Source organism: Kribbella solani (assembly GCF_014205295.1).
GTDB classification, from domain to species: Bacteria; Actinomycetota; Actinomycetes; order Propionibacteriales; family Kribbellaceae; genus Kribbella; species Kribbella solani.
On sequence record NZ_JACHNF010000001.1, the window covers coordinates 1,904,313 to 1,925,882 of the forward strand.

At 69.6% G+C, this 21,570-nt stretch carries 17 protein-coding genes; 16 read left to right on the forward strand and 1 reads right to left on the reverse strand.

The genetic code is table 11. The features are described 5' to 3' along the window. Positions 1 to 58 precede the first annotated feature (58 nt). From HDA44_RS08435 to HDA44_RS08510, 16 genes are all read left to right on the forward strand, one after another. Positions 59 to 694, forward strand: coding sequence for a sensor histidine kinase (locus HDA44_RS08435; RefSeq protein ID WP_184832710.1), 636 nt, complete (start codon positions 59 to 61; stop codon positions 692 to 694). Further along, positions 691 to 1,308: a helix-turn-helix transcriptional regulator gene (locus tag HDA44_RS08440; RefSeq protein ID WP_184832712.1), complete on the forward strand. Its 618-nt coding sequence runs from the start codon at positions 691 to 693 to the stop codon at positions 1,306 to 1,308. Before HDA44_RS08435 ends, HDA44_RS08440 begins: the two co-directional genes overlap by 4 nt. After that, positions 1,305 to 2,018 (forward strand): response regulator, encoded by a 714-nt coding sequence (locus HDA44_RS08445; protein ID WP_184832714.1) that lies wholly within the window; start codon positions 1,305 to 1,307, stop codon positions 2,016 to 2,018. The genes HDA44_RS08440 and HDA44_RS08445 overlap by 4 nt, the downstream gene beginning before the upstream one ends. Before the next feature lie 93 nt (positions 2,019 to 2,111). Further along, complete coding sequence (locus HDA44_RS08450) at positions 2,112 to 3,353, forward strand: DegT/DnrJ/EryC1/StrS family aminotransferase (protein WP_184832716.1); 1,242 nt, start codon at positions 2,112 to 2,114, stop codon at positions 3,351 to 3,353. Continuing rightward, positions 3,350 to 4,825, forward strand: a complete 1,476-nt coding sequence (locus HDA44_RS08455; RefSeq protein WP_184832718.1) for a polysaccharide biosynthesis protein — start codon at positions 3,350 to 3,352, stop codon at positions 4,823 to 4,825. The genes HDA44_RS08450 and HDA44_RS08455 overlap by 4 nt, the downstream gene beginning before the upstream one ends. A 19-nt stretch (positions 4,826 to 4,844) precedes the next feature. Next, entirely contained in the window at positions 4,845 to 6,305 is a 1,461-nt protein-coding gene (locus tag HDA44_RS08460) for an RtcB family protein (RefSeq protein ID WP_184832720.1), read from the forward strand. A 45-nt stretch (positions 6,306 to 6,350) separates the two neighbouring features. Beyond that, a complete protein-coding gene (locus HDA44_RS08465; protein ID WP_184832722.1) occupies positions 6,351 to 10,565 on the forward strand; it encodes a right-handed parallel beta-helix repeat-containing protein in 4,215 nt (1,404 codons plus the stop codon). Positions 10,566 to 10,616: 51 nt separating this feature from the next. Continuing rightward, positions 10,617 to 11,861, forward strand: a complete 1,245-nt coding sequence (locus HDA44_RS08470; RefSeq protein ID WP_184832724.1) for a GumC domain-containing protein — start codon at positions 10,617 to 10,619, stop codon at positions 11,859 to 11,861. Positions 11,862 to 11,910: 49 nt separating this feature from the next. After that, complete coding sequence (locus HDA44_RS08475; RefSeq protein ID WP_184832727.1) at positions 11,911 to 12,870, forward strand: hypothetical protein; 960 nt, start codon at positions 11,911 to 11,913, stop codon at positions 12,868 to 12,870. After that, positions 12,870 to 14,051 (forward strand): glycosyltransferase, encoded by a 1,182-nt coding sequence (locus HDA44_RS08480; protein WP_184832729.1) that lies wholly within the window; start codon positions 12,870 to 12,872, stop codon positions 14,049 to 14,051. The genes HDA44_RS08475 and HDA44_RS08480 overlap by 1 nt, the downstream gene beginning before the upstream one ends. Beyond that, positions 14,048 to 14,482 (forward strand): hypothetical protein, encoded by a 435-nt coding sequence (locus HDA44_RS08485; RefSeq protein WP_184832731.1) that lies wholly within the window; start codon positions 14,048 to 14,050, stop codon positions 14,480 to 14,482. Before HDA44_RS08480 ends, HDA44_RS08485 begins: the two co-directional genes overlap by 4 nt. Next, positions 14,479 to 15,540, forward strand: coding sequence for an aminoglycoside phosphotransferase family protein (locus HDA44_RS08490; protein WP_184832733.1), 1,062 nt, complete (start codon positions 14,479 to 14,481; stop codon positions 15,538 to 15,540). The genes HDA44_RS08485 and HDA44_RS08490 overlap by 4 nt, the downstream gene beginning before the upstream one ends. After that, a complete protein-coding gene (locus HDA44_RS08495) occupies positions 15,537 to 16,841 on the forward strand; it encodes an O-antigen ligase family protein (RefSeq protein WP_184832735.1) in 1,305 nt (434 codons plus the stop codon). The genes HDA44_RS08490 and HDA44_RS08495 overlap by 4 nt, the downstream gene beginning before the upstream one ends. Continuing rightward, the gene (locus HDA44_RS08500) at positions 16,838 to 18,157 is read left to right on the forward strand and encodes an oligosaccharide flippase family protein (protein WP_184832737.1); all 1,320 of its coding nucleotides are present in this window, start codon (positions 16,838 to 16,840) and stop codon (positions 18,155 to 18,157) included. The genes HDA44_RS08495 and HDA44_RS08500 overlap by 4 nt, the downstream gene beginning before the upstream one ends. Next, the gene (locus HDA44_RS08505) at positions 18,154 to 19,227 is read left to right on the forward strand and encodes a hypothetical protein (RefSeq protein WP_184832739.1); all 1,074 of its coding nucleotides are present in this window, start codon (positions 18,154 to 18,156) and stop codon (positions 19,225 to 19,227) included. Before HDA44_RS08500 ends, HDA44_RS08505 begins: the two co-directional genes overlap by 4 nt. Before the next feature lie 11 nt (positions 19,228 to 19,238). Further along, the gene (locus tag HDA44_RS08510; protein WP_184832741.1) at positions 19,239 to 19,946 is read left to right on the forward strand and encodes a sugar transferase; all 708 of its coding nucleotides are present in this window, start codon (positions 19,239 to 19,241) and stop codon (positions 19,944 to 19,946) included. Here HDA44_RS08510 and HDA44_RS08515 read toward each other — a convergent pair. Next, positions 19,925 to 21,511, reverse strand: a complete 1,587-nt coding sequence (locus HDA44_RS08515) for an MBL fold metallo-hydrolase (RefSeq protein ID WP_184832743.1) — start codon at positions 21,509 to 21,511, stop codon at positions 19,925 to 19,927. The two genes, HDA44_RS08510 and HDA44_RS08515, sit on opposite strands and share 22 nt — an antisense overlap. Between the last annotated feature and the right edge of the window lie 59 nt (positions 21,512 to 21,570).

Below are 21,570 nucleotides of genomic sequence, written 5' to 3' on the forward strand. Positions count from 1 at the left end.
AAACCCTGCCTCTGCCACCGGCTCGCGGCCTCTACTGGTCCCCTGAGGGGGGACATCGATGAGTGCTGCGGAGGTACCTGCCACAACCGACGAGTTCGGCGGGACAGAACAACAATCGGGGCAGCTGGTGCGGTTGTGCCACGACTTGCGGCAGTACGTGGCCGCGGGGCTGCTGCTGTCGGAACCTGCTGCTGACGACGGGCCGGATCGGCTGGGATTGATCCATCAGCAGTTCGCCGCGATCGCCGAACTGCTCGAGGTCGAGCCCGGCCCCGCGCCGCGGATCGGCGGCGTCAACCTGACCCAGCTCGCGGGTGAGTGCGCGGAAGTGGTCCGGGTGACATACCGGGTTCCGGTCGTGTTCGAACGGACCGGCCGGGTCGTCGTCGCCGGTGACAAGGCGCTGCTGCGGCGCGCGATCGGGAACCTGCTCGACAATGCCTGCCGCGCGGCGGGCAGCTCGGGACACGTCCGGATCCGGGTCGCCGCGACCGACAGCGAGGCGTGGATCGAGGTGTCCGACGACGGGCCGGGGTTCGGCGCGGTCGTGTCCGGCACCGGGCACGGCCTGCGGGTCGTCGCCGCCGCGGCGCGGGCCTGCGACGGCCGGCTCGAGATCAGTACCGCATCGGCCACTGGTACGACGGTCCGGCTGCACGTGTCAGCCGGTTGCCGCGCGGTACGACCGGCATGAGGGTCGCGATCTGCGCCGAGCAATGGCTGTTCGCCTCGGTGCTCGCGGCGGCGTTCGACGGGCAGGGCCACGAGGTCGTCATCGCCACCGACGATCCACGCCAGTTGCCCGGTATGGCCGGACGGCTCGACGTCGACGTCTGCGTACTGGACGCGCCGCCGGCCGCCGTCGAGTCCCTGTTCGGCCGTGGTTCCAGGCCCTTCGTCGTCCTGCTGGCCGACGCGCACGACGAAGCGGCCTGGGACGCGTACGACCGTGGGCTGGCCGACGGCATCGTGAGCAAAGCGTGCGACCTGCGCACTGTCTCCTGGGTCGTCCAATCCGTTGCACACGGCAACCGGATCGCGGAGGGCCGGCCAACCCAGGATCGGCGGCGCACCCAGGCAGCGGACCTGCTGACGACCAGGGAGCTGGAGGTACTGCGTCTGGTCGTCCGCGGTCTGTCCACCGAGGAGATGGCGAACGAACTCGGCGTCAGCAGACACACGGTACGGACGCACGTGCAGCAGGTGCTGCGCAAGCTCGGGGTGCATGGCCGTGGCAAGATCGCCGGCGCGGCAGCCGCCGCCGGGCTCGGTGAGGTCCGGGATCTGCTCACCGGCGGGCACCCGTGACCGAGCCCGACGGCGTCACCATTCTGCTGGTCGATGACCACCGGGTGTTCGCCGAAGCACTGGCCGCCTTGCTCGCCGCGGAGCCGGGGATCCGACGGGTCAGTACCGCCGCGACGCTCGGCGCCGCTCGTACGCTGATCGGCTCCGATCCGCCGGATCTCGTCCTGGTCGATCTCGCGCTCGCCGGCGAGTCCGGGTACGACCTGCTGACCGAGCTCGCCGCGACTCCGGACGCACCGGCGGCGATCGTGCTGTCCGGCAGCGCCGAACCACGGCTGATCGTGCACGCGCTGGAAGCCGGCGCCCGCGGCTGGCTGACCAAGACCACGCGGCTGAGCGCTCTGGTCGCGGCGCTCTGGCAGGTCATGGACGGGCACCTGTACCTGGCGCCCGCGACGCTGCAGCCGGTACTAGGCCATCTGCTGAACGAACTGCACCATCAACGCGCCGCAGCCGGGTTCGTCGATCAGCTGACGCCGCGCGAGCTCGACGTACTGCGCTGCCTGGTGTCCGGGATGAACCGGGCCGAGGTCGCCGAGCATCTGTTCGTGTCCACGAACACCGTGCGGACGCACATCCAGAGCTTGCTGCGCCGCACCGAGCAGCACTCGGCGCTGGCACTGGTGGCCTACGCGCGGTCACACGGTGTGACCGGGATCGATCAGACCGAAGCGTCCGTAATTGCGCCGGCCCCTGACTCATCCGCTTGACGTAGACGTTCTCGTCCCGTCGTCGGGCGCGGGTTTCGGTTACCCGCCGTAACGTCGATGGACATCAGGGGGCTCTGAGGGGGGGCACACCGGATGACTACCGGAATCAATGCCGTGCCGCGTTCCATCGGTACGGACGACATCGCCGTACCTTTCGCGGACTGTCACATCACCGAGGAAGCACAGGCCGCCGCGCTGCGCGTACTGCGGTCCGGCTGGGTGACCACCGGACGCGAGGTCGCGGCTTTCGAAGCATCGTTCGCGACCGTGGTCGGCGCCGAGTACGGCGTCGGGGTCTCGTCGTGCACGCACGGGATCGAGCTGGCGCTGCGGTCGCTCGACCTGCCGCCGGGTTCGCTCGTGCTGAGTTCGACGATGACGTTCTGCGGCGCGGTCCAGGCAATCGTGCACGCCGGCCAGCTGCCAGTACTGGTCGATGTCGATCCGAAGACCGGGATGCCGACGCCGGCCACGATCCGTACCGCGGTCCGCGAGTTCGGCCCGCCGGCGGCGCTGACCGTCGTGCACTGGGCCGGCGACGTCGCCGACGTACCCGCGCTCGCCGAGGCCGCCGGGCTGCCGCTCGACCGCGTCGTCGTGGACGCGGCGCACGCGGTCGGGACGTACGCCGGGGACCGGCCGATCGGGTCCGGTTGCGCCGCGACGTGTTTCAGTTTCTACGCCACCAAGAACCTGCCGCTCGGTGAGGGCGGGATGATCACCACCGACGACCCGGTCCGGGCGGAATGGTTGCGCAGGGCAAGGTTGCACGGCATGACCGCCGACGCCTGGCGCCGGTACCTGCCCGGCGGCAGCTGGCGCTACAACGTCGCCGCTCCCGGGCTCAAGGCCAACCTGACCGACATCCAGGCGGCGATGGGACGGGCGCAGCTCGCGTACCTCCCCCGCTGGCAGCGCCGGCGCGCCCAGATCGCCGCCCGGTACGACGAGCAGCTGGCCGGTATTCCGGGGATCACCCTGCCGCACCGGCCGGCGCTGCGCGACGGCAAACACGCCTGGCACCTGTATCCGATCCAGCTGCGCTTCGCCGGCATCGACCGGGACGCGGTGATCGCCGCGCTGTCCGAGCGCGCGATCGGAACCTCGGTGCACTTCATCCCGGTCCACCGGCTGGCGTACTTCAGCCAGACCGCGGTGATTCCGTCGATCGGGCTGGCCGGAGCCGACACGTTGTTCGACCGGCTGTTGTCCCTGCCGATCTATCCACGGCTGACCGACGAACAAGTCGACGCCGTGTGCGCGGCGCTCGCCGACATCGCCCAGCAGAACCTCGCCGACCGCACCACATGCAAGGACGGGAAGGGAACGGAATGAGTCAGCCTGTGCTGCTACACGACAGCGGGAACAGCCCACTGCGGACCATCGTCGTCGGGGCCGGTGAGGCCGGCATCGCGCTGGCCCGCGACCTGCACCGGGTCACCTCGTTCGGCCTGGAGCCGGTCGGGTTCCTGGATGACGACGCGAGCAAGCAGCGCCGCCGGTACGGCGGCCGGCCGGTACTGGGCACGCTGGCCGACCTCGAGCAGGTGCTCGAACGCAACGACGTGGACGTGGTGGTGGTCGCCATCCCGTCGATGCCGGCACACGAGGTGAAGCAGCTCGGGCTCCGCGCCGCGTCCCTCGGCGTGACCGTCCTGCACCTGCCGCCGTTCCTGTCCGCGCTGCAACGCCAGATCGCCGGTACGGACATGCGCGCGCTGCAGGTCGGACCGCTGATCGGACGGCCGGAGATGCATGTCGTCAGCCGCAATGCCCGTGCCGCGATCGCCGGCAAACGTGTCCTGGTCACCGGTTCCGGAGGTTCGATCGGCAGTGAGTTGTGCCGGCAGGTGTACGGGTTCGGTCCCGAACAGCTCGTCATGCTCGACCACGACGAGTCGAACCTGCACCGTACCCAGCTCGAACTCTGGGGTGAGGCGCTGCTCGACACCGAGAACACCGTCGTCGCCGACATCCGCGACGCCGAACGGATCTTCCAGCTGTTCCGAGACTACCGGCCGCAGATCGTCTTCCACGCCGCGGCGCTGAAGCACCTGCCGATGCTGGAACGGCATCCCTGCGAAGGCGTGAAGTCGAACGTCCGCGGCACCCAGAACCTGATCGAGGCAGCGGTCGCGCACGACGTCGAACGGTTCGTGCTGATCTCGACCGACAAGGCGGCCAACCCCAGTTCGGTGCTCGGGGCAACCAAGCGGCTGGCCGAACTGGTCCTGGACGCGCAGCAGCCGGCCAGTACGGTGCTGACCGCGGTGCGGTTCGGCAACGTACTGGGAAGTCGTGGATCGCTCTTGCACGTCGTCCGGGACCAACTTGCCAGCGGCGCGCGGGTCACCGTCACGCACCCCGACGTCAGCCGGTTCTTCATGACGATCGAGGAAGCGGTCGGTCTGGTCCTGGAGGCGGTCCGGATGTCCGGCGGCTCGGCGACGTACGTCCTGGACATGGGCGAACCGGTCCGGATCGTCGATCTGGTCCGCAACTTCGCGAATCTGCTGAACGTCCGCGACGTCGACTTCAAGTACACCGGGCTGCGGCCCGGCGAGAAGCTGACCGAGGAACTGTTCGGCGCCGGCGAGGAAGCCCTGCCGACCGACCATCCGCGGATCTCGATGACCCGGCCGCCGCATCCGGTGCCCGGCTTCCGGGCCGGACTGCGCGAGCTGTACGACGCCGCGGCGCACAACCGGCCGGACGAGGTCTTCCGGCATCTCCGCCGGCTCGTACCCGAGTACAGCCCGGCGCCCGGCCTGGTGTCCGCCGGCGCGCCCTATCCCGACGACTTCTGAGCAGACTGCGAGGACCAGCATGACCACTGCGGCCAGACGACCACTGGACGTCCGCGTCCTCGACGGTACCGTCACGAACCCCCCGACGGTCTTCGATGACAGCACGCTGCTCCCTGCGGACCGGGCGACGATGTCGGCGCTCGGGCATCGGGTCGAGGGCGCGGACCTGGCCGCGCCGCCGGTCGTGCTGCCGGACTTCCACCACAAGTCGAAGATGGAGCTGCCGTCGAGTGTCGCGGTCGCGACCGCCGGGACGATCCGGCCGGACCTGACCAGTTCGTCGGTGAACTGCGGGATGGCGCTGATCGCGGTCGATTCCGAGGTACCGGACGCGAAGGCCGTCGACGTCTTCATGCGCGCGGTCCGCGAGCGCTACCCGCACCCGACGCGTGGCGCCGCCGAGCTGAGCCGCAAGGAGGTCGTCAAGGCGGTCCGGGACGGCTCCGAGTTCAGCGTGGACCGCTGGGGCGCGCCGGGCGACGATCTGGAGCGGATCGAGGAAGGCGGCCGGATCGAGCTGGAACGGTACGGCGGCCTGGACCGGCTGCATGCGGAACTGCCCGGCATCGCCTTCCAGCTCGCCCGGTACCGCTTCGGAACCGTAGGGCCGTCCAATCATTTCGTCGAGCTGCAACGGGTCGAGGAGATTCTCGATCCGGACCGGGCCGCGAAACTCGGCGTGTCCGAAGGACAGTTGACGATCCAGTACCACGGTGGTGGCGGCGTGTTCACCGGCGAGATCGGCCGGCTGTTCTTCCGTCGCAAGGACTACCCGGCGCAGGTCAAGGCCGTCAACGCGGCGCTGAAACCGTGGTTCCACCTCCGGTCCGCGCGGTCCTTCGCCCAGCTCAAGGCCCGGCTGAGTCTCTACTTCACCGCCGGTTGCACGCCGCTTCCGTTGGAAGGTGACGAGGGTCAGCGGCTGATGCTGGCGACCGCGGCGGCGATGAACTACGGCTTCGCCTTCCGTACCGCCACCTACGCGGCGCTGCGCCGGATCGCCGCCGGCTCCTTCGGTGGAGCGGTCGGCCGGCTCGTCGTCGACTCGCCGCACAACAGCATCTACGAAGAACCGGTCGGCGCGCGTACGGGCGTCGTACACCGTCACAACGCCTGCCGGGCGTTCCCCGCCTCGATGATGACGCCGGGTACGACGTTCGCCGAGACCGGACAAGCCGTCCTGCTGCCCGGTACGCACCGTACGTCGAGCTATCTGGCGGTCGCCGGTGATCGCGCGGCCACCAGCCTGTACTCGGCGTGCCACGGCGCCGGCACCGTCGTCGCCGACCTGGTCGCGCGCGGCGTCTCCGGCGACGACCCACTGAAGCGGACGACCCGGCGCTACCGGTACGACGATGCCGCGCCGACCGACGCGCACCATTTCGACGACCGCGGCGTGAACGCGGCCCTTGACGTTCTTGTCCGCAACGGCCTGGTCAAGCCGGTCGCACGGATGCGTCCCATCGCGGTTCTGCACTGAGGTTCGACAGCGGTCTGACAAGCGGTCCGACGAGCGGAGAGCATGATGAGCAAGCGGCTACGCAACCTGGCGGCCGGTACGGCCATGATCACGGCCGCTCCCCTGCTGCTGGCCGCCACCAGCAGCCCGGCGGCGGCCGTCGGAACCGGCTACTGGGTCAACAACGCGGTCACCTGCAGCGACACCGGCGCCGGTACTCAGGCCGCGCCGTTCTGCACCATCAGCCAAGGCACCAAGAAGGCTGTCAACCCCGGCGACACCGTCCACGTCGAGCCGGGGACGTATCGCGAGCAGATCACCGTGAACGCCTCCGGTACCGCGACCGACCCGATCACGGTCACCGGTGACGGTCCCGGCGTGATCGTGCTCGGCACCCGATCCCTGGCCGGCGCCGCGCTGTGGACCGCGACCAGCACCAACGCCTGGTCGACGCCGTACGCGCCGCCGTCGGCGCCGCGCCAGGTCTTCGTCGACGGTCAGCGTCTGACCATGGCCACCTCGGCCACCACCACCTCGGCGAGCACCTGGTTCTACGACAGCACCGCGAAGGTCCTGTACGTGGACGTCGGCGGCGCGAACCCCGGTGACGGGCATCAGGTCGAGGCCGGCGCGCAGTCGTACGGAGCGACCACGAGCAGCAAGCAGAACGTTGTCATCAGCAACCTCGAACTGGACCGCGCGAACCTGGCCGGGGTCCGGCTGCTGTCGTCGTCGGCGATCACCGTCGACCACGTCACCACGTCGCAGTCGGCGGCCAACGGCGTCCTCGTCGACACCTGCCCGAGCAGCTCGATCACGATCCGCGCCGCCGCGGTCGACAACGCGCTGTCCACCGGGATCAAGCTGTCCGCGTCCAGCGGCGTCACGGTGACCGGATCGACGAGTCACAACAACGGTTTGCACGGTATCGGCCTGGCCACTTCGACCAACAACGTCATCTCCGGCAACACCGCGTACGCGAACGTGTCGATCTCCCCGACCGCGACCGCCAACGGGATCGACGTCGATACCACCTCGCCGGACAACTTGGTGATCGGCAACGTCACGTACCAGAACCAGGACAGCGGCATCCAGGTGTACAGCGGTTCGAACCGTGCTCTCGTCGCGCGCAACATCTCGTACGGCAACGGGGACCACGGCTTCGACACGTTGTCGTCGACCGGAGTGCAGTACCTGAACAACACCTCGTACGGGAACCGGCGGGACGGGATCTCGATCGAGGGCAACTCGACCGGCGCGACGGTTGTCAACAATCTGCTGGTCGACAACGGCACGACCGCGACCGAGTACGACCTGTACGTGGACGCCGGGTCGTACTCCGGCCTCACCGCTGATCGCGACATCGCGTACAACCGTGTGGTCGCACCCAGTACCAAGGTGAACGGGGTCATCTACAAGACGCTGACCGCCTTCGCGACCGCGACCGGTCAGGAAAGTCATGGGCTGTCAGTCGATCCCGCGTTCGTGAACGCCGCTGCCGCGGACTTCCGGCTCACCGGCGGCTCGGCCGCGGTCGACTCGGCCGACGCGTCGCCCGCGGGCTTCACGGCTGCCGACCAGGCGGGCAATCCGCCGGTCGACGATCCGATCGTGCCCGACACCGGCGCCGGCACGCCGACGTACGCCGATCGTGGCGCCCTGGAGTTCCAGCCGACGGCCGGCGCGACCGACTACCCGCCGCACGCGGCCGTCGTACTCAACCCGAGCGCGGTGAGCCTGCCGCCCTCGACACCGGTCACCGCGGATGCCAGCGGCTCGAACGACGCGGACGTCGACGGCATCGCGTCGTACACCTTCGACTTCGGCGACGGCACCGTGGTCGGTCCGCAGGCCGGCGCGACGGCAACCCACCAGTACGCCGCCGCCGGCACGTACACGGTCACCACGACGGTCACCGACACGGCGGGCCTGACCGGTACGGCCACCGCGCAGGAGGTTGTCAGCAACCGGGCGCTGCAGACGTACTCGGTCGAGCAGACGAACCCGGCCTGCAGCGACACCGGCCCCGGCACCACCGCCACCCCGTTCTGCTCGATCGGCGCGGCGACTCGCAAACTACTGGCCGGCGATACCGCCCTGGTCGGTCCGGGCCAGTACCGCGAGCAGGTTCAGGTCACGGCGAGCGGTCAGCCGGGCGCGCCGATCACGTTGCGGGCGACTTCGCCGTCGGCCGTCATTCTCGGCAGCAACGACGTCTCCGACGCGGCCGGCTGGACCGCGACCTCGACGACCGCGTGGAAGCACGCCTTCGGTGCCGTGCCGACGCAGGTGTTCCTGGACGGTCAGCCACTGGCCCAGGCGTCGAGCAGTACGACGACGACCAGCGGCACGTGGTTCTACGACACCGCCGGAGCGACGCTGTACGTGGACGTCGGCGGCGCGAACCCGGCCACCGGACACACCGTCAGCGCGGGCGCCCGAAGCTTCGGCATCCTGCTCCGCCAGGTCACCGACGTCAACGTCAGCGGCTTCGCGGTCCGGCAGACAAACCTCAGTGGCGTGTACTTCGACACCGTGCAGCGCGTGTCGCTCGGCACGATCGACACGGCGCAGTCCGGCGCGCAGGGCGTCACCGTTGACAACTCGGCCAATGTCGCGCTCAGCGGCATCCAGGCGTCGGCGAACCAGTCGATCGGCGTCCGGTTCTTCAACTCCACGGACAGCTCGCTCCAGGCATCCGTTGCACATGACAACAACTTCCACGGTGTCAGCGTGCAGGGTGGGGCTCGGGTAACGGTTTCGGGCAACACGGCGTACAAGAACAAGCGGCTGTCGGCGCGGATCGCCGCCGGTATCGACGTCAGTTCGTCCTCGCAGCAGAGTGTTGTCACGGGCAACCTGTCGTACGCGAACGACGACTCCGGGATCGAGGCGTACACCGGTGCCACCGGGACCGTGATCCGGCGGAACGTCTCGTACGACAACGGCGATCACGGGATCGACGACTTCCAGGCACCGGGTTCGCAGGTGATCGGCAACACCGTGGTCGGCAACGCCACCGCGGGGATCAACTTCGAGGGCGGTTCGACCGGCGCGCTCGCCCGCGACAACGTCACGATGGACAACGCCGTCGGCAGCACGCGTACGGTCGGCGAGATCCGGGTCGACCAGCCCTCCACGACGGGTACGACGCTCGACCGCGATCTGGTCTTCCAGACGTCGGGCGGACCGCTCTTCGAGTGGGCGGCGGTGCGGTACTCGACGCTCGCATCCTTCCAGACCGCCAGCAGTCAGGAAGCAACCGGCAGGTCCGCGAACCCACGGTTCGCCAACCTCACCGCCCGCGACCTGCACCTGACCAGCGCGTCGCCCGCGATCGACACGGCCGACACGACGCCGGCTGCCTGGATCGCCACCGATCAGGACGGCAACGCACCGGTCGACGATCCGGCCGCCACGAACGCCGGCACCGGTTCGGTCAGCTTCGCCGACCTGGGCGCGTACGAGTACGTCGGACCGGTCGCCCGGGCGACCGTCTCGCCGACGTCGGGCTTCGCACCGGTCGCCGTCACCGTCGACGGCTCCACCAGCGCCGGCCTCGGCGCCTCGATCGCGACGTACTCGATTGCCTGTGGCAACGGTACGACGATCGCGCAGGCGACCGGGACGTGTACGTACAGCACCGCCGGAACGTACGCGCCGACGCTGACCGTGACCGACACCGCGGGTCTGAGCGACACCTGGACCAGCGCGCCGATCGTGGTGAAGCCCAACGGCGTACCGACGGCACGACTGACCGCGACGCCGAACCAGGCGTACGTACCGCAAACGGTCGCGCTGGATGCGTCGGCGTCGTCCGACGCCGACGGCCGGCCACTCGCCGGGTACGCGTTCGACTGCGGCAATGGGCAGACGACCGGCGTGCTGACCACGTCGAAGTCGACTTGCACGTACACGACCGCCGGGACGTACACCACCGCGGTGACCGTGACTGACACCGGCGGTCTGACCAGCAAGGCGACGGCTCAGGTGAAGATCCTCGCCGACCAGCCGCCGACCGCGGTACTCAATGTGAACAAGTCGTCGATCAGGCTCAAGCAGGCCGTCCAGGCCGACGCCTCGAAGTCGACCGACGTCGACAAGACACCGATCGCGACCTACACGTTCAGCTGCGGCAGTGGGCCGGCCCAGCCGCCACAGACGAGCGCGAGCACGAGTTGCACGTACACCGCGATCGGCCTCTACACGGTCCGCGTGACCGTGACGGACACCATCGGGCAGTCGGCCTCCGCAACCAAGACCGTGCTTGTCCTCCCTTGACATGACACCGACGAAAGCGACGAAAGCGCTGCACGGACGAAAGGTACGACGATGACGCTCGAAGAAATGTTCCGCCGGATCGTGCGTGCCCACCTGGGGATCATCCTGGTGTGCATCCTGCTCCCGGTGGCCGGAGCCGCCGTCCTGGCGGCACGCCGGCCGGACCCGACCGTCGCCTCGCTGCGGCTGCAGGTCATTGCCGCGGCACCGACGTCGGCGACGCAGGCGGACGGCCTGAACAGCCGTGTCCTGGCGGTGGCGACCACACCCAGCCTGCTGAGTAGCGCGTTGAAGGCGGCCAAGGTGTCACGGGACGTGGAGACCTACGCGACGAACAACGTGACGGCTCAACGGCTGGGCAACTCCCCCATCGTCGAGCTCAGTGTCAGCGATGACGACCCGGCCGCCGCGAAGCGGATCGTGAGCCAGCTCGCCGCCCGCGTCACCGACTTCATGAACCAGGGTGACCAGGCAACCTTCCAGGCGACGATGGCCAGTCTCGCGCGACAGGTCGACAGCGCCACCGCGACCCGTGACCAGCTGGTCGCGCAGCTCCGCGGCATCTCGGACGTCACCGCCCGCTCGGACCTGAGCGTACGCATCCAGACCGCCGACCAATTGATCAGCCAGCTGGCCGGCCAGCGCGCGACTCTGCTGGCGACCGAGGCGACCCGTGACCAGGTCGTACTGGTCAGCGCTACACCGGACGCCGTCGCCGCGCCCAGCTCGGTGCTGCCGCAACTGGCGCTCGCGCTGCTGCTCGGCCTCGTTCTCGGCCTGACCTCCGCGACGCTGCTGGAGACCTTCCGGCCACGCGTCAACAGCATCCGCGCCCTCGCTCATCTACTCGAAGCTCCGGTACTCGGTAAGTCGTCCGAGCCGATCGAGAACCTGCGCAACACGCTGGCACTGGCGGCCCGCCGGCAGGGTGTCGACGCGGTCGTCATGATGGGCGCCGACGACAGCGACGCGGCGACCGTGAACAAGCTGCTGATCGCGTTGTCCGATCGGTCGAGTACTCCGGACCGCGCGAAGAAGCCGGCCGGCCGCGACGACGCTGCCGGGGTCTTCGACCTGGGCGACGCCACGCTGTCCGGGTTCGCCGATGTTCGCTTCACCGGCCTGCCGGCCGTGACGCCCGAGGACGAGCTGACGGCCGGAGTGGTCGTCGTGTCCGGCGGAAACGTGCTGCTGCGCCGGCTCGACGACCTCGACGACGTACTCAAGGCGGTCCGCTGGCCGGTACTGGGCGTCGTGCAGCGTCCGGCCAAGCGCCGGTTCAGCAGGTCCCGGTGATCGTCCGATGAGCACAGCGCTCCTTCACACGGCTGGGCAACGAGTGGCCATGCACGGTTCGAACCGGACCGTGCGCGCCCTCGTCGCCGCGGCCGGCGGACCTGAGCGGCCGGGCCTGATGACGGCCGATCTGCCCAACGTGGTGCTGTCGGTCGAGGACACTCGCCGCCCGTTCAACACGCACGGAGCCGAGGTTGTCACGCGTGGCGCGGCGGCGTTGAGCGGCTCGGAGGTCGTGTTCGAGAGCGCGGGTGGTTCGGGGTTCGATCAGCGGTGGACGATCAACGAAGACGGGTTGAGCGTCACGAGTCGGTGGCGGCCGTCGCACCAGGAGTCGCTCGCGGCTCGGCTGCTTCCGGCCCGGCATCGCGCGTTGAGCAGCCAGGTCCTGTTGCAGTACCCGGTGCTGTGGTTCGCGATGGTGCGTGGGTTCGCGCCGCTGCATGTGTCGGTGATCGAGGTCGGCGGGGTCGCGGTGCTGCTGGCCGGGCCTGGTGGAGTCGGCAAGTCGACGTTGGTAGCGCGGGCGCTGGCCGACGGTGCGCGCGCGACGTGCGACAACCTTGCGGTCTGCGACGGTTCCACGGCGTACGGGGTGGCCGAGCCGCTTCGTTTGCTGGATGGGAACGGGCAGCGGGCGGCGCATGGTCGACGTGAACAAGCGTGGGCACATCGCGTACGCGCGCTGCCGCCGGAGTTGGTGGTCGTGCTGCGGCGCGGGACGCAGGCAGATCCCGTGTTGCGCGAGCTGACGCCGACGGAGGCGGCGCGCGGGATCGTGGCGGGTACGTACGCCGCTGGTGAGTTGCGGCGGTTCTGGTCGATCGCGGCAATCACGTCGGCGGCGACCGGGTGCGGCCCGGTCCATCCACCGATCGAGGAGATCGCTGCCCGCCTGACCAACCGCCTCCCCTGCGTCGAGCTCCGCCTCGCACAGCAACCGGGTGCGGGCCTGACAGAACTACTGCGGCGCCCGTTGGCGGCCGTACGCACGGGGAGGGTGGGCTGATGTCCAGGCGGACCGACCCGACCGCTGGGGATGGGCGGGCCGAGGTTGCGGTGATCGTGACCCGGTTCATCGCTGGTGCGGGTGGGGTTGCGCTTCGGGGTGTCCTGCCACTCGACCCCGCCCGCTACCGGATCACCATCATCACCGGGCAAGGCGGCCCATTGACCGACCGCGCCACGGCCGCCGGGATGAACGTGGTGATCGAACCATCGCTCGTCTCACCACTGTCACCCACCGACGACCGCCGCGCGCTGTCCCGGCTGACGGAACTGTGCCGCTCCGGGAAGTACGACGTCGTCCACACGCACAGCGCGAAAGCGGGCGCGCTCGGCCGCCTCGCCGCGCATCGGGCCGGAGTACCGCGGATCGTGCACACGTACCACGGCTTCCCGTTCCACGAGTTCCAGAACCCGGTACGCCGGGCCGCGTACGTCGCGATCGAGCAACGCCTCGCCCGGATCACCGACAGCGTCCTCGCCATCGGCAGCGGCGTAGCAACCGAAGCCCTCCGCCGCGGACTGGCCACCCCGAGTACGTTGCGCACCATCGCACCGGTGGTCGAAGCGATCACCGTCCCCCGGACGCCGGCATCCCGAGCCGCCGCCCGCGCCGAACTCGGACTCGACGCGTCCACCCCGCTCGTCGGCACCGTCGGCCGCATCGACTACCAGAAGGCCCCAGAACACTTCATCGCCGCCATCGCCAAACTGCGCCACACCTCCGCAACCGCCGTCTGGATCGGCTCCGGCCCAGGCGACCGCGAGGCCAAGGAGCTCGCCCGGCGTACCGGTCTCCAGGACCGCATCATCTTCGCGGGCGAGCGATCCGACGTACCTCAACTCCTACCGGCGTTCGACGTCTTCGCCATGGCCAGCAGGTACGAAGGGCTGCCCTGCGCCGTCGTCGAAGCCATGCGCTGTGGCATCCCGGTAGTCGCAACCGCGGTCAACTCCGTACCCGACCTGGTCATCCCCGGCGAGACCGGCCTCCTGGTACCGCCAGGCAGACCCGCGCTCTTGGCCGACGCGATCGACAACCTGCTGGACGACCAACGCAAGGCCGACCGCCTGGCCAGCCACGGCCAAACCGCGGCCGGCAGCACGTACGACGCCAACAGCCTCGCCGACGTCCTGGACGAGGTGTACTCCGCGCATCGCACCACCCAACTGGTGGCCTCATGAGCAGCGCCGAACCGGTCGGCCGTCTCCACCGACCCACCTCACCTTGGCTACAGCTCTGCCCACCCGGAACGATCGAGCTCGACCTCCGCGACGGACCATTCGATGCGGCCGGGCTGACCACCGAGCGCCCGGTGGTACTGCTGGACCAGCATCCGCTGAGCCGATCCCGGCTCCGCCGGACCGCCCGCCGGCTCGGCGTCGCGGTGGAGCGCGAGCTCGTCGTACTGCCGACGCTCGCGCACCCGATGATCGTCATGGACGACGTCGAGCAGGCGATCCGCTACTTCTGGACCGCGGTCGCGACCGTACCGCCCGGTCTCGCCCTGACCGCGCTACCCGCGTCCGCCGCCCTCGGCATTGCCCGGCGTACGCCGTGGCGCTGGACCGGCGCGATCGCACCGGCGCGCGTCGTCATCGGGAGGCGATCATGACCGAGGTTTCGAACGCGTTCCACCCGCACGCGCGGTCCGTACACGACCTGCTCTTCGCCCCGGGCAGCCGCGGCGTACTGATTGCCACGTCCCGCGATCCCGACGCCAAGCGCACGTTCATCATGACACCGCCGGCGGGTACGTACGTCGACGGACCGGCCGGCCCGGTCGCGATCAAGATTCCGGTCACAGCGGCGGCCGCCACGGCCATCTCCCGCGAGACGCGGATGCTCATCGCCCTCGGCGAGGCGGACCTTGGTGGCCTGGGGCTGACGATCCCCCGGTACCTGGAAACCCTCGACAGCGACGGTCTGCCCGCGGTCGTCACGACCGTCGTCCGCGGTGCCCCGATGAGCGTCGGCTACCACCGCTGGCTGCACACGTCGCGCCGGCGCCCGGTGGCGGAGGACTTCGCGCTGGCCGGTGGCTGGCTGCGCCAGTTCCAGGCCGCGACCGCCGGCGACCGGGCCCGGATCACCTGGGCGAGCGAGGTCGCCGACCAGCTCCGTGCCCGCTGGCCCGGACATCCCCGGCTCGAGGCCGCGTACCTTCGGCTCACCGCCGCGGACCGGCAGCTCAAGCGTCACCGGGTCGCCAAGACGATCGTGCACGGCGACTACTGGTTCGGCAACTTGCTCGTCAACGACGGCCGGATCACCGGCGTCGTGGATTGGGAGAGCGGTGTACGCGCGGGCTGGCCGTTGCGTGACCTGGTCCGCTTCGCCCTCAGCTACTGCCTCTACCTGGACCGGCACACCCGGCCAGGCCAGCAGGTCCGCGGCCACAACGGACTGCGCCGGGAAGGATTCGGTGCCGGGATCAAGTACGGCCTGCTCGAAGCCGGCTGGCTGCCCGACCTGGTCCGGCTGTACCTGCGGACCGGCATCGACGCCGTCGGTCTGCCGTCCGGGCTCTGGTACGGCGCCGCGCTGATCGGCCTCGGTGAGATCGCCGCGACCGCGAACGACGACGGGTTCGCCGCGAACCATCTCGAACTGCTCGCTGCTCTCCCGCACTGGCCGATGGCCGAAGACCTGTCCGGAGCTGATGCCCGATGACGACAACGATCCCCGCGCGCACGGGCGGCATCGTCCGCTGGCCCGCTCTGCCCCGCGGCGACGTCCTCGCGACCACCGCGGGACTCACCACCTGCCTGCTCCCGTTCCTCAACCCGGCCGGTCCTGGGAACACCGCGCCCGCCGACGCCGGTATCCTGCTCAGCATCCTGCTCGCGGTCCTCTGGGCCGCCCGTGAGCACCTGCCGATCAAGCTCCCGTACGCGGCCGGTGTCGCCGGGATGCTGCTCGGCGGCGCCGTCGCGGAGCTGGTCTCGGTCGCACCGGGCCGAACCGGCCTCGTCCTGGTCCAGGACCTGCTCCTGTTCGCCTGGGGCGTCACGATCGCGCTCGGCCGGCACAACCGCGCGATGATCAGCGCGATCACGGTCGCCTGGTGCCGGACCGCGACGATCTACTCCGGCGTGATGGTGGTCGCGTACGTCCTCGGGATCAACTCCATTGCCGGCGTGACCGCGCGCGACGGCGTGCGCGCCGCGTACACCTTCGGCGACGCCAACCTGGCTGGGAACTACCTGGTGATGTCGTTGTTCGTGATCGCCGCGTGCAAGCACCCGCGGTCGCCCGGCGTCCGCAAGATCGCGTACCTGCTGGTGCTGATCGCGATCGGGTTCACCGGTTCCAACGGCGCGATGCTTACCCTGCTGATCGGATTGGTCCTCTCCTTCGCCGTGACCAGGTACCGCAACCACGGCGCCGTCGCCGGTGTCTCCGCGCTCGCCGTCACCGCCCTGCTCGGCGGCCTGATCGTCGGCGTGGTGATGCCCCGCGTCGACCTGACCGCGGTCCGGGAGCATGCCGCCGGCAGCATCCCGATCCTGCGCGACTCGGTCGGGCGCAGCGCGAATTCGAGCAGCCAGCGCGCGACAATCGATCAGGAGGGCGCCGGACTGTTCCTGCGCGGCGACGCCATCGGATACGGCCCGGGCCGGACGAAGACCACCCTCCAGGCGACCCAGGCACCGTACGTGAAGGAGGCTCACAACGACTACCTGGCGACTCTGCTCGAGCGTGGTGTCATCGGCGGCATCGGGCTGCTCCTGTTCGGTATCGCGCTGTTCGCACGATGCCTGCGGCTGGTGTTCGGCACGCTGCCCAAGCCGTACGCCGAAGTCGTACCCAGAGCGTGGCTGCTGGCGGTCATCGGACCGGTGATGGCGACCGCGGCGGGGTTCTACGAGGTGCTGCACTTCCGGCATCTGTGGACCTGGCTCGGTCTCATCGCCGCGCTCGTCCTGGTGATGCAGGACCAGGCTCAGCAGCAGCGCAAGGCGAAATCATGACCCGGCCGCACGCCGGCGAGCTGCTGCGGACCGTACTGTCGAACTGCTCGGCGCGCTTGCTGGCGATGCTCGGGCTGACGCTGGCGACCGTCCTGGTCGCACGAACCGGTGGCCCAGCCGCGGTCGGCGAGTACGCGCTGTTGCGGATGCTTCCCGGCCTGATCGGCGTCCTCTGCGTACTGGGGCTGCCCGGCGCGCTGGCGTACTTCCTGGCCGAACACCGCCGGGACCTTCCACGCCTGTGGCCGACCTTGATGGCGATCGGCTTCGCCGGCGGCTTCGTGGGTACGGCGCTGTGGCTGGCCGCCTCGCCGCTGCTCGCCAAGGTGTTCTTCCCGCACGAGTCGCCGTGGCTGATCGCGGCCGCGGGCGGCACCGTCGCGACGCAGTTGCTGCTGACGCTCGGCAAGACGGCGCTCCAGGGCCTCGAAGACCGGCGCGGCGGCGATGTGGTGATCGCCGCCGAGGAACTGGCGTTCCTGCCCTGCTTCGTACTCCCGCTCGTCGTCGGCGTGCACGGCATCGCCGCGATCATCGTCGGTCTCGCCCTGGCCGACGTGGTCGTCGCGATCGACGCCTGGCGCCGGGTCAGTCGACGGCTCGGTTGGCGGCGATTCGGCCTCGCGGGTGGCGGACGCGGCTGGTGGGGACGGCCCGACCGCCGACTCGGCCGCGAGGTCGCGTCGTACGGCCTGCGCGGTCAGGTCGGCGGCCTCATCACCCTGCTGAACCTCCGGCTCGATGTCGCCATTCTCGGCGCGATCGCCGGACCGGCGATCCTCGGTGGGTACGCGGTCGCGTCGAAGTACGCCGAACTGCTCCGGCTACCCGGCACCGCGCTGACCTGGGTGTTCTATCCGCGCCTTGCCAAACTCGACGAGAAGCAGGCAAGCGCGGTGGCGCGCCGGATGATCCGGCCGGCGCTGCTCGGCATCATCGCGGCCGCGATTCCGGTCGCGCTGCTCGCGTCGCCGATCCTGCGGCTGCTGTACGGCGCCTCGTTCGCGCCGGCCGTGACCCCGGCGCGGGTCCTGGTCGCGGGGATGGTGCTGGCCGGTGCGTCCGGAGTGGCCAGCGCCTACTTGTACGGTCGCGGCACGCCCGGTCTCAACTCCGTTGTCCTAGGCATCGGTCTGGTCATCACGGTGGTGCTCGACGTGACTCTGATTCCGAGTCACGGAGCGCTCGGCGCCGCGTTCGCATCCACGGCCGCGTACCTGTCGACCGATGCGCTGCTGATCGTTCTGCTGGTCCGCCTGAGTTCGGCGGCGCCACGTCACCGTACCGCTATTGCTGTTAGTGAGGGAACGCCATGAGAGGGCTCGCCGTCGCGGCTGCCGTGCTGTTGCTGGTCACCGGCTGCTCAAGCAACAGCCCGACGTCCACTCCGACGCGACATCCCAGCTCGACGGCCACCAGTCCGAGTGGACCGCCGACGTCGTCATCGAGTGCTCCGACGAACACCAACGTTCCGGTCAGTCTGGTGCACGATCGGTACGTCGCCCTCGCCTCGGCGCTGCATCAGCGTGGCGTAGCGATCTGGTGGGAGACCGACCTGGTGTCCAAGTGGCTGCAAGGTCCGGCTGCCTTCGACCAGGCGATCAACCGGCTCGGCCAGCTCGGGAAGGTGCCTGGCACCGCCGGCTTCAAGATCTCCGACGAGATCGGGTACGGCGACGGGCTGGGGTCGATGTCGCAGGCAACCAACTTCCTGACCCAGGCACGGCAGCGGTTGGCACAAGTTGCTCCGGGCAAGCAGCTTCTGGTGGACGCGGTCGTACCCGAGCTCGGGTGCCTGCCTTGGCGCGGCGGAGTCCAGCTGAGTTGCGCGAATCAGGTACGGCAGAAGTACCCGGCCGCGACCGCCGCTGCGGTCGAGAGTTACTTGCGCGCGCATCTGATCGACCGGCTCGATCTGAGCACGGGTTTGCTGAGCGACAGCACGTACGCGCAGTGGGGTCTGGACCGGAAGACCGCGCAGACTGACATCTGGAATCGTGTCCACGCCCAAGGGTGGGGTTCGATGACGATTCTGCAGGCGCGCAAGGCACTTGCCGTACCCAATGGGTATCAAGGGTCAGCCGACCAGGCGGCGGCCGACGCGGCGACGTACATCGACGTGCCGGTCGCGGCGGGCGCGCATGCGGTGGACATCTGGACCTGGCGGCAGCGGTACCAAGGTCAGATCGTCAGTCTGCTGGGACCGAACCTGCAGACCAATCCGCTTTGGACGGAGTTGCTGAAGCGGCGGCAACAAGGCGTGCAGCTGATCACGCACATGACGCCGTCGATGCTGCCCACCGACCCATCGAGTTACGGCCACGAGTGCGATCTCGCCGCCCAGGCGTTCACGACGGTCTTCGTTGCCGCCGGCACCGGCCAGTAGAGGAGACCACCATGGCAACAACTACTCGGGTGCACGGACGGCACGCGGCGGGAGGTCCCGCTCGCCCTGGTGGTGCTGTCGGCCTCGCGCGGCGGGTGCTGGATGTGGTGATTGGTGGGTTGTTGCTCGCCGTGGCGACTCCCCTCCTGCTCGCCGTCGGCGCGGTGTTGCTGGTCACCAGCGGCCGGCCGGTGCTCTTCCGGCAGTCCCGCGTCGGCGAGCACGGCCGCCCGTTCGTCCTCTACAAGTTCCGCACCATGCGCATGGTCGCCTCCGGCCCCGAAATCACCGCCGCCACGGACGCGCGGATCACCCGCGTCGGCAGCTTCCTCCGCCGGACCGCCATCGACGAGCTACCCCAGCTCTGGCACGTGGTCCGTGGCCAGATGACCCTTGTCGGCCCACGGCCGGAGAGCGCGGCGCTCGCCGCCAGGTATCCCGAGCAGTACCGCCCGGTGCTGCTCGCGCGACCTGGCCTGACCGGTCCGGCACAACTGCAGTACCGCGAACGCTCGGCAGTACCGCCCGACGGCCGGGCCGACCTGGAGAGTTGGTACCTGGAGGTACTCGTACCGCTGCGCGTGACGGCCGACCGTGACTACCTCGACCACCCGACGATCCGGCGGACGCTGTACTACCTGCTGGTGACCGCGCTGTTCGTCGTCGGTCTCGCGGATCTGCAGCAACCGGTGACGGCTCAGACCGCCTCTTCCGCGTAGGTCGCGTCCTTCACCACGATCGGATCGCAGCGCGCGTTCAGACACGCCCCGGTCGTCAGGTCGAACTCGAAGTTGTGGCCCAGGCAGCGCAGCACGCCGTTGACGACGACACCAGTCTCGGCCAGGTCCTCCCCGGCGTGCGGGCAGTACCGGCTCACGTACACCTGCTCGGAGCCAACCGTCACCGCGGTGGTATCCTCGGGATCGCGGGCGGCCTCGAACGCCTCGACCGCCCGTAGCGCCGCGCGGTCGGCGTGCTTGAGCAGCCCGACCAGGTAGTCGTTGTAGCGGTCCGGATCGCGGCGCGCGGTGAAGCGCAGCGAAAGCAGGAGCTCCTCCCACCGCGTCCGGCCGGTGACGACCCCATCGAGCCAGCGGCCGTCCATGGTGAGGCAATAGTCGGCATGCCCACTGCCGCCGTCGACATCGACCACGACGCCGTCAGGCCCGATATGCGCGTCCCAGACACCGCCGTACGGACCCTCGACGACGAACCGCACGGTCATCCCGATCCGCGCCAGGAAGTACTCCGACAACGTACCCAGCGACTCGAAGTGGGCCTTGAACCGGTCCGCCAGACCAGGCCCCGGCTCAGGGTTCGCCGCCCAGGCAGCCTCGATCGCCCGCCGGCGCCGCGCCGCGTACGCCGATAAGTAGCGACGTCGCTCCTGCGGTCCGCTGTCCAACGCGAAACCCGCCCAATGCGGATCGTGGACAATAGACAGGTCCGCCAGCCGAATCCGGTCACCGGGCAGCAAGTACGCCGCTGCCTGGCTGGGAATGCGGTCCCCCAGCCAGGCGAGCGCCTCACCCTGGTCCGGAAAGATCCCGCCCGGGCTCAGACCGCTGTTCAGCTCGAACAGGTCGTCGTCCAGGAAGCACGGCGGCCCGGCGTACGGCATCACGAACCGCGGCTCGATCTGCCGGACCAGCCGCGTCACCGCCTTGAACTTGCCGACGCGTTTGATCGTCGCGATCCGCTCGCGTTCGACCTCGTCGTACTCGTACCGCACCGGGTGCCAGCTCGCACCGGACATCTGTACGCCCATCACGTCCAGCGGCCCGCCGACCTCCGTACTGGCCCGGCGCGCTTGGCTGAGCGAGATCCGGGCGTCGTTGGTGTGCAGTACGCTCCGGTCCCCCACCTTCACCAGCACCGCCGAGTCGTGACTCATCGGGCACTGCTCGGGGATCACCGTCAGCCAGTCGGTCCCGGTCAGCGGATAGCGCTGCCAGGCGTCGAGTACGACGATCCGGTGCCGGCCGATCGCCCGGAGACGGCGTTGCATGATTGTCGACGGGTAGCGCGGGATCACGATCGGGATCTCCGGCGCGAGCGCGGCCAGCAGGTCCAGATCCAGATGATCGAGATGCTCGTGCGACACCACGACGGCATCCACGTCGAGCAGTTCGGGCGCCAGCAGGTGCGAGTTGTCAGGGAAGGGGAACCACGAACCGAGGAACGCGCCACCGGGCGACAACCACGGATCGGCGAGGAGGCGGAACCCCTCCCCGTCGATCCGTAGCCCGGCATGACCGAGTGCAGTGACCATCGGTTCACCCATGCCTCCAGCGTCCCGGTCCGCGGCGGCGCGGGCATCCCCCGCGCGTACGAGACGGCGTA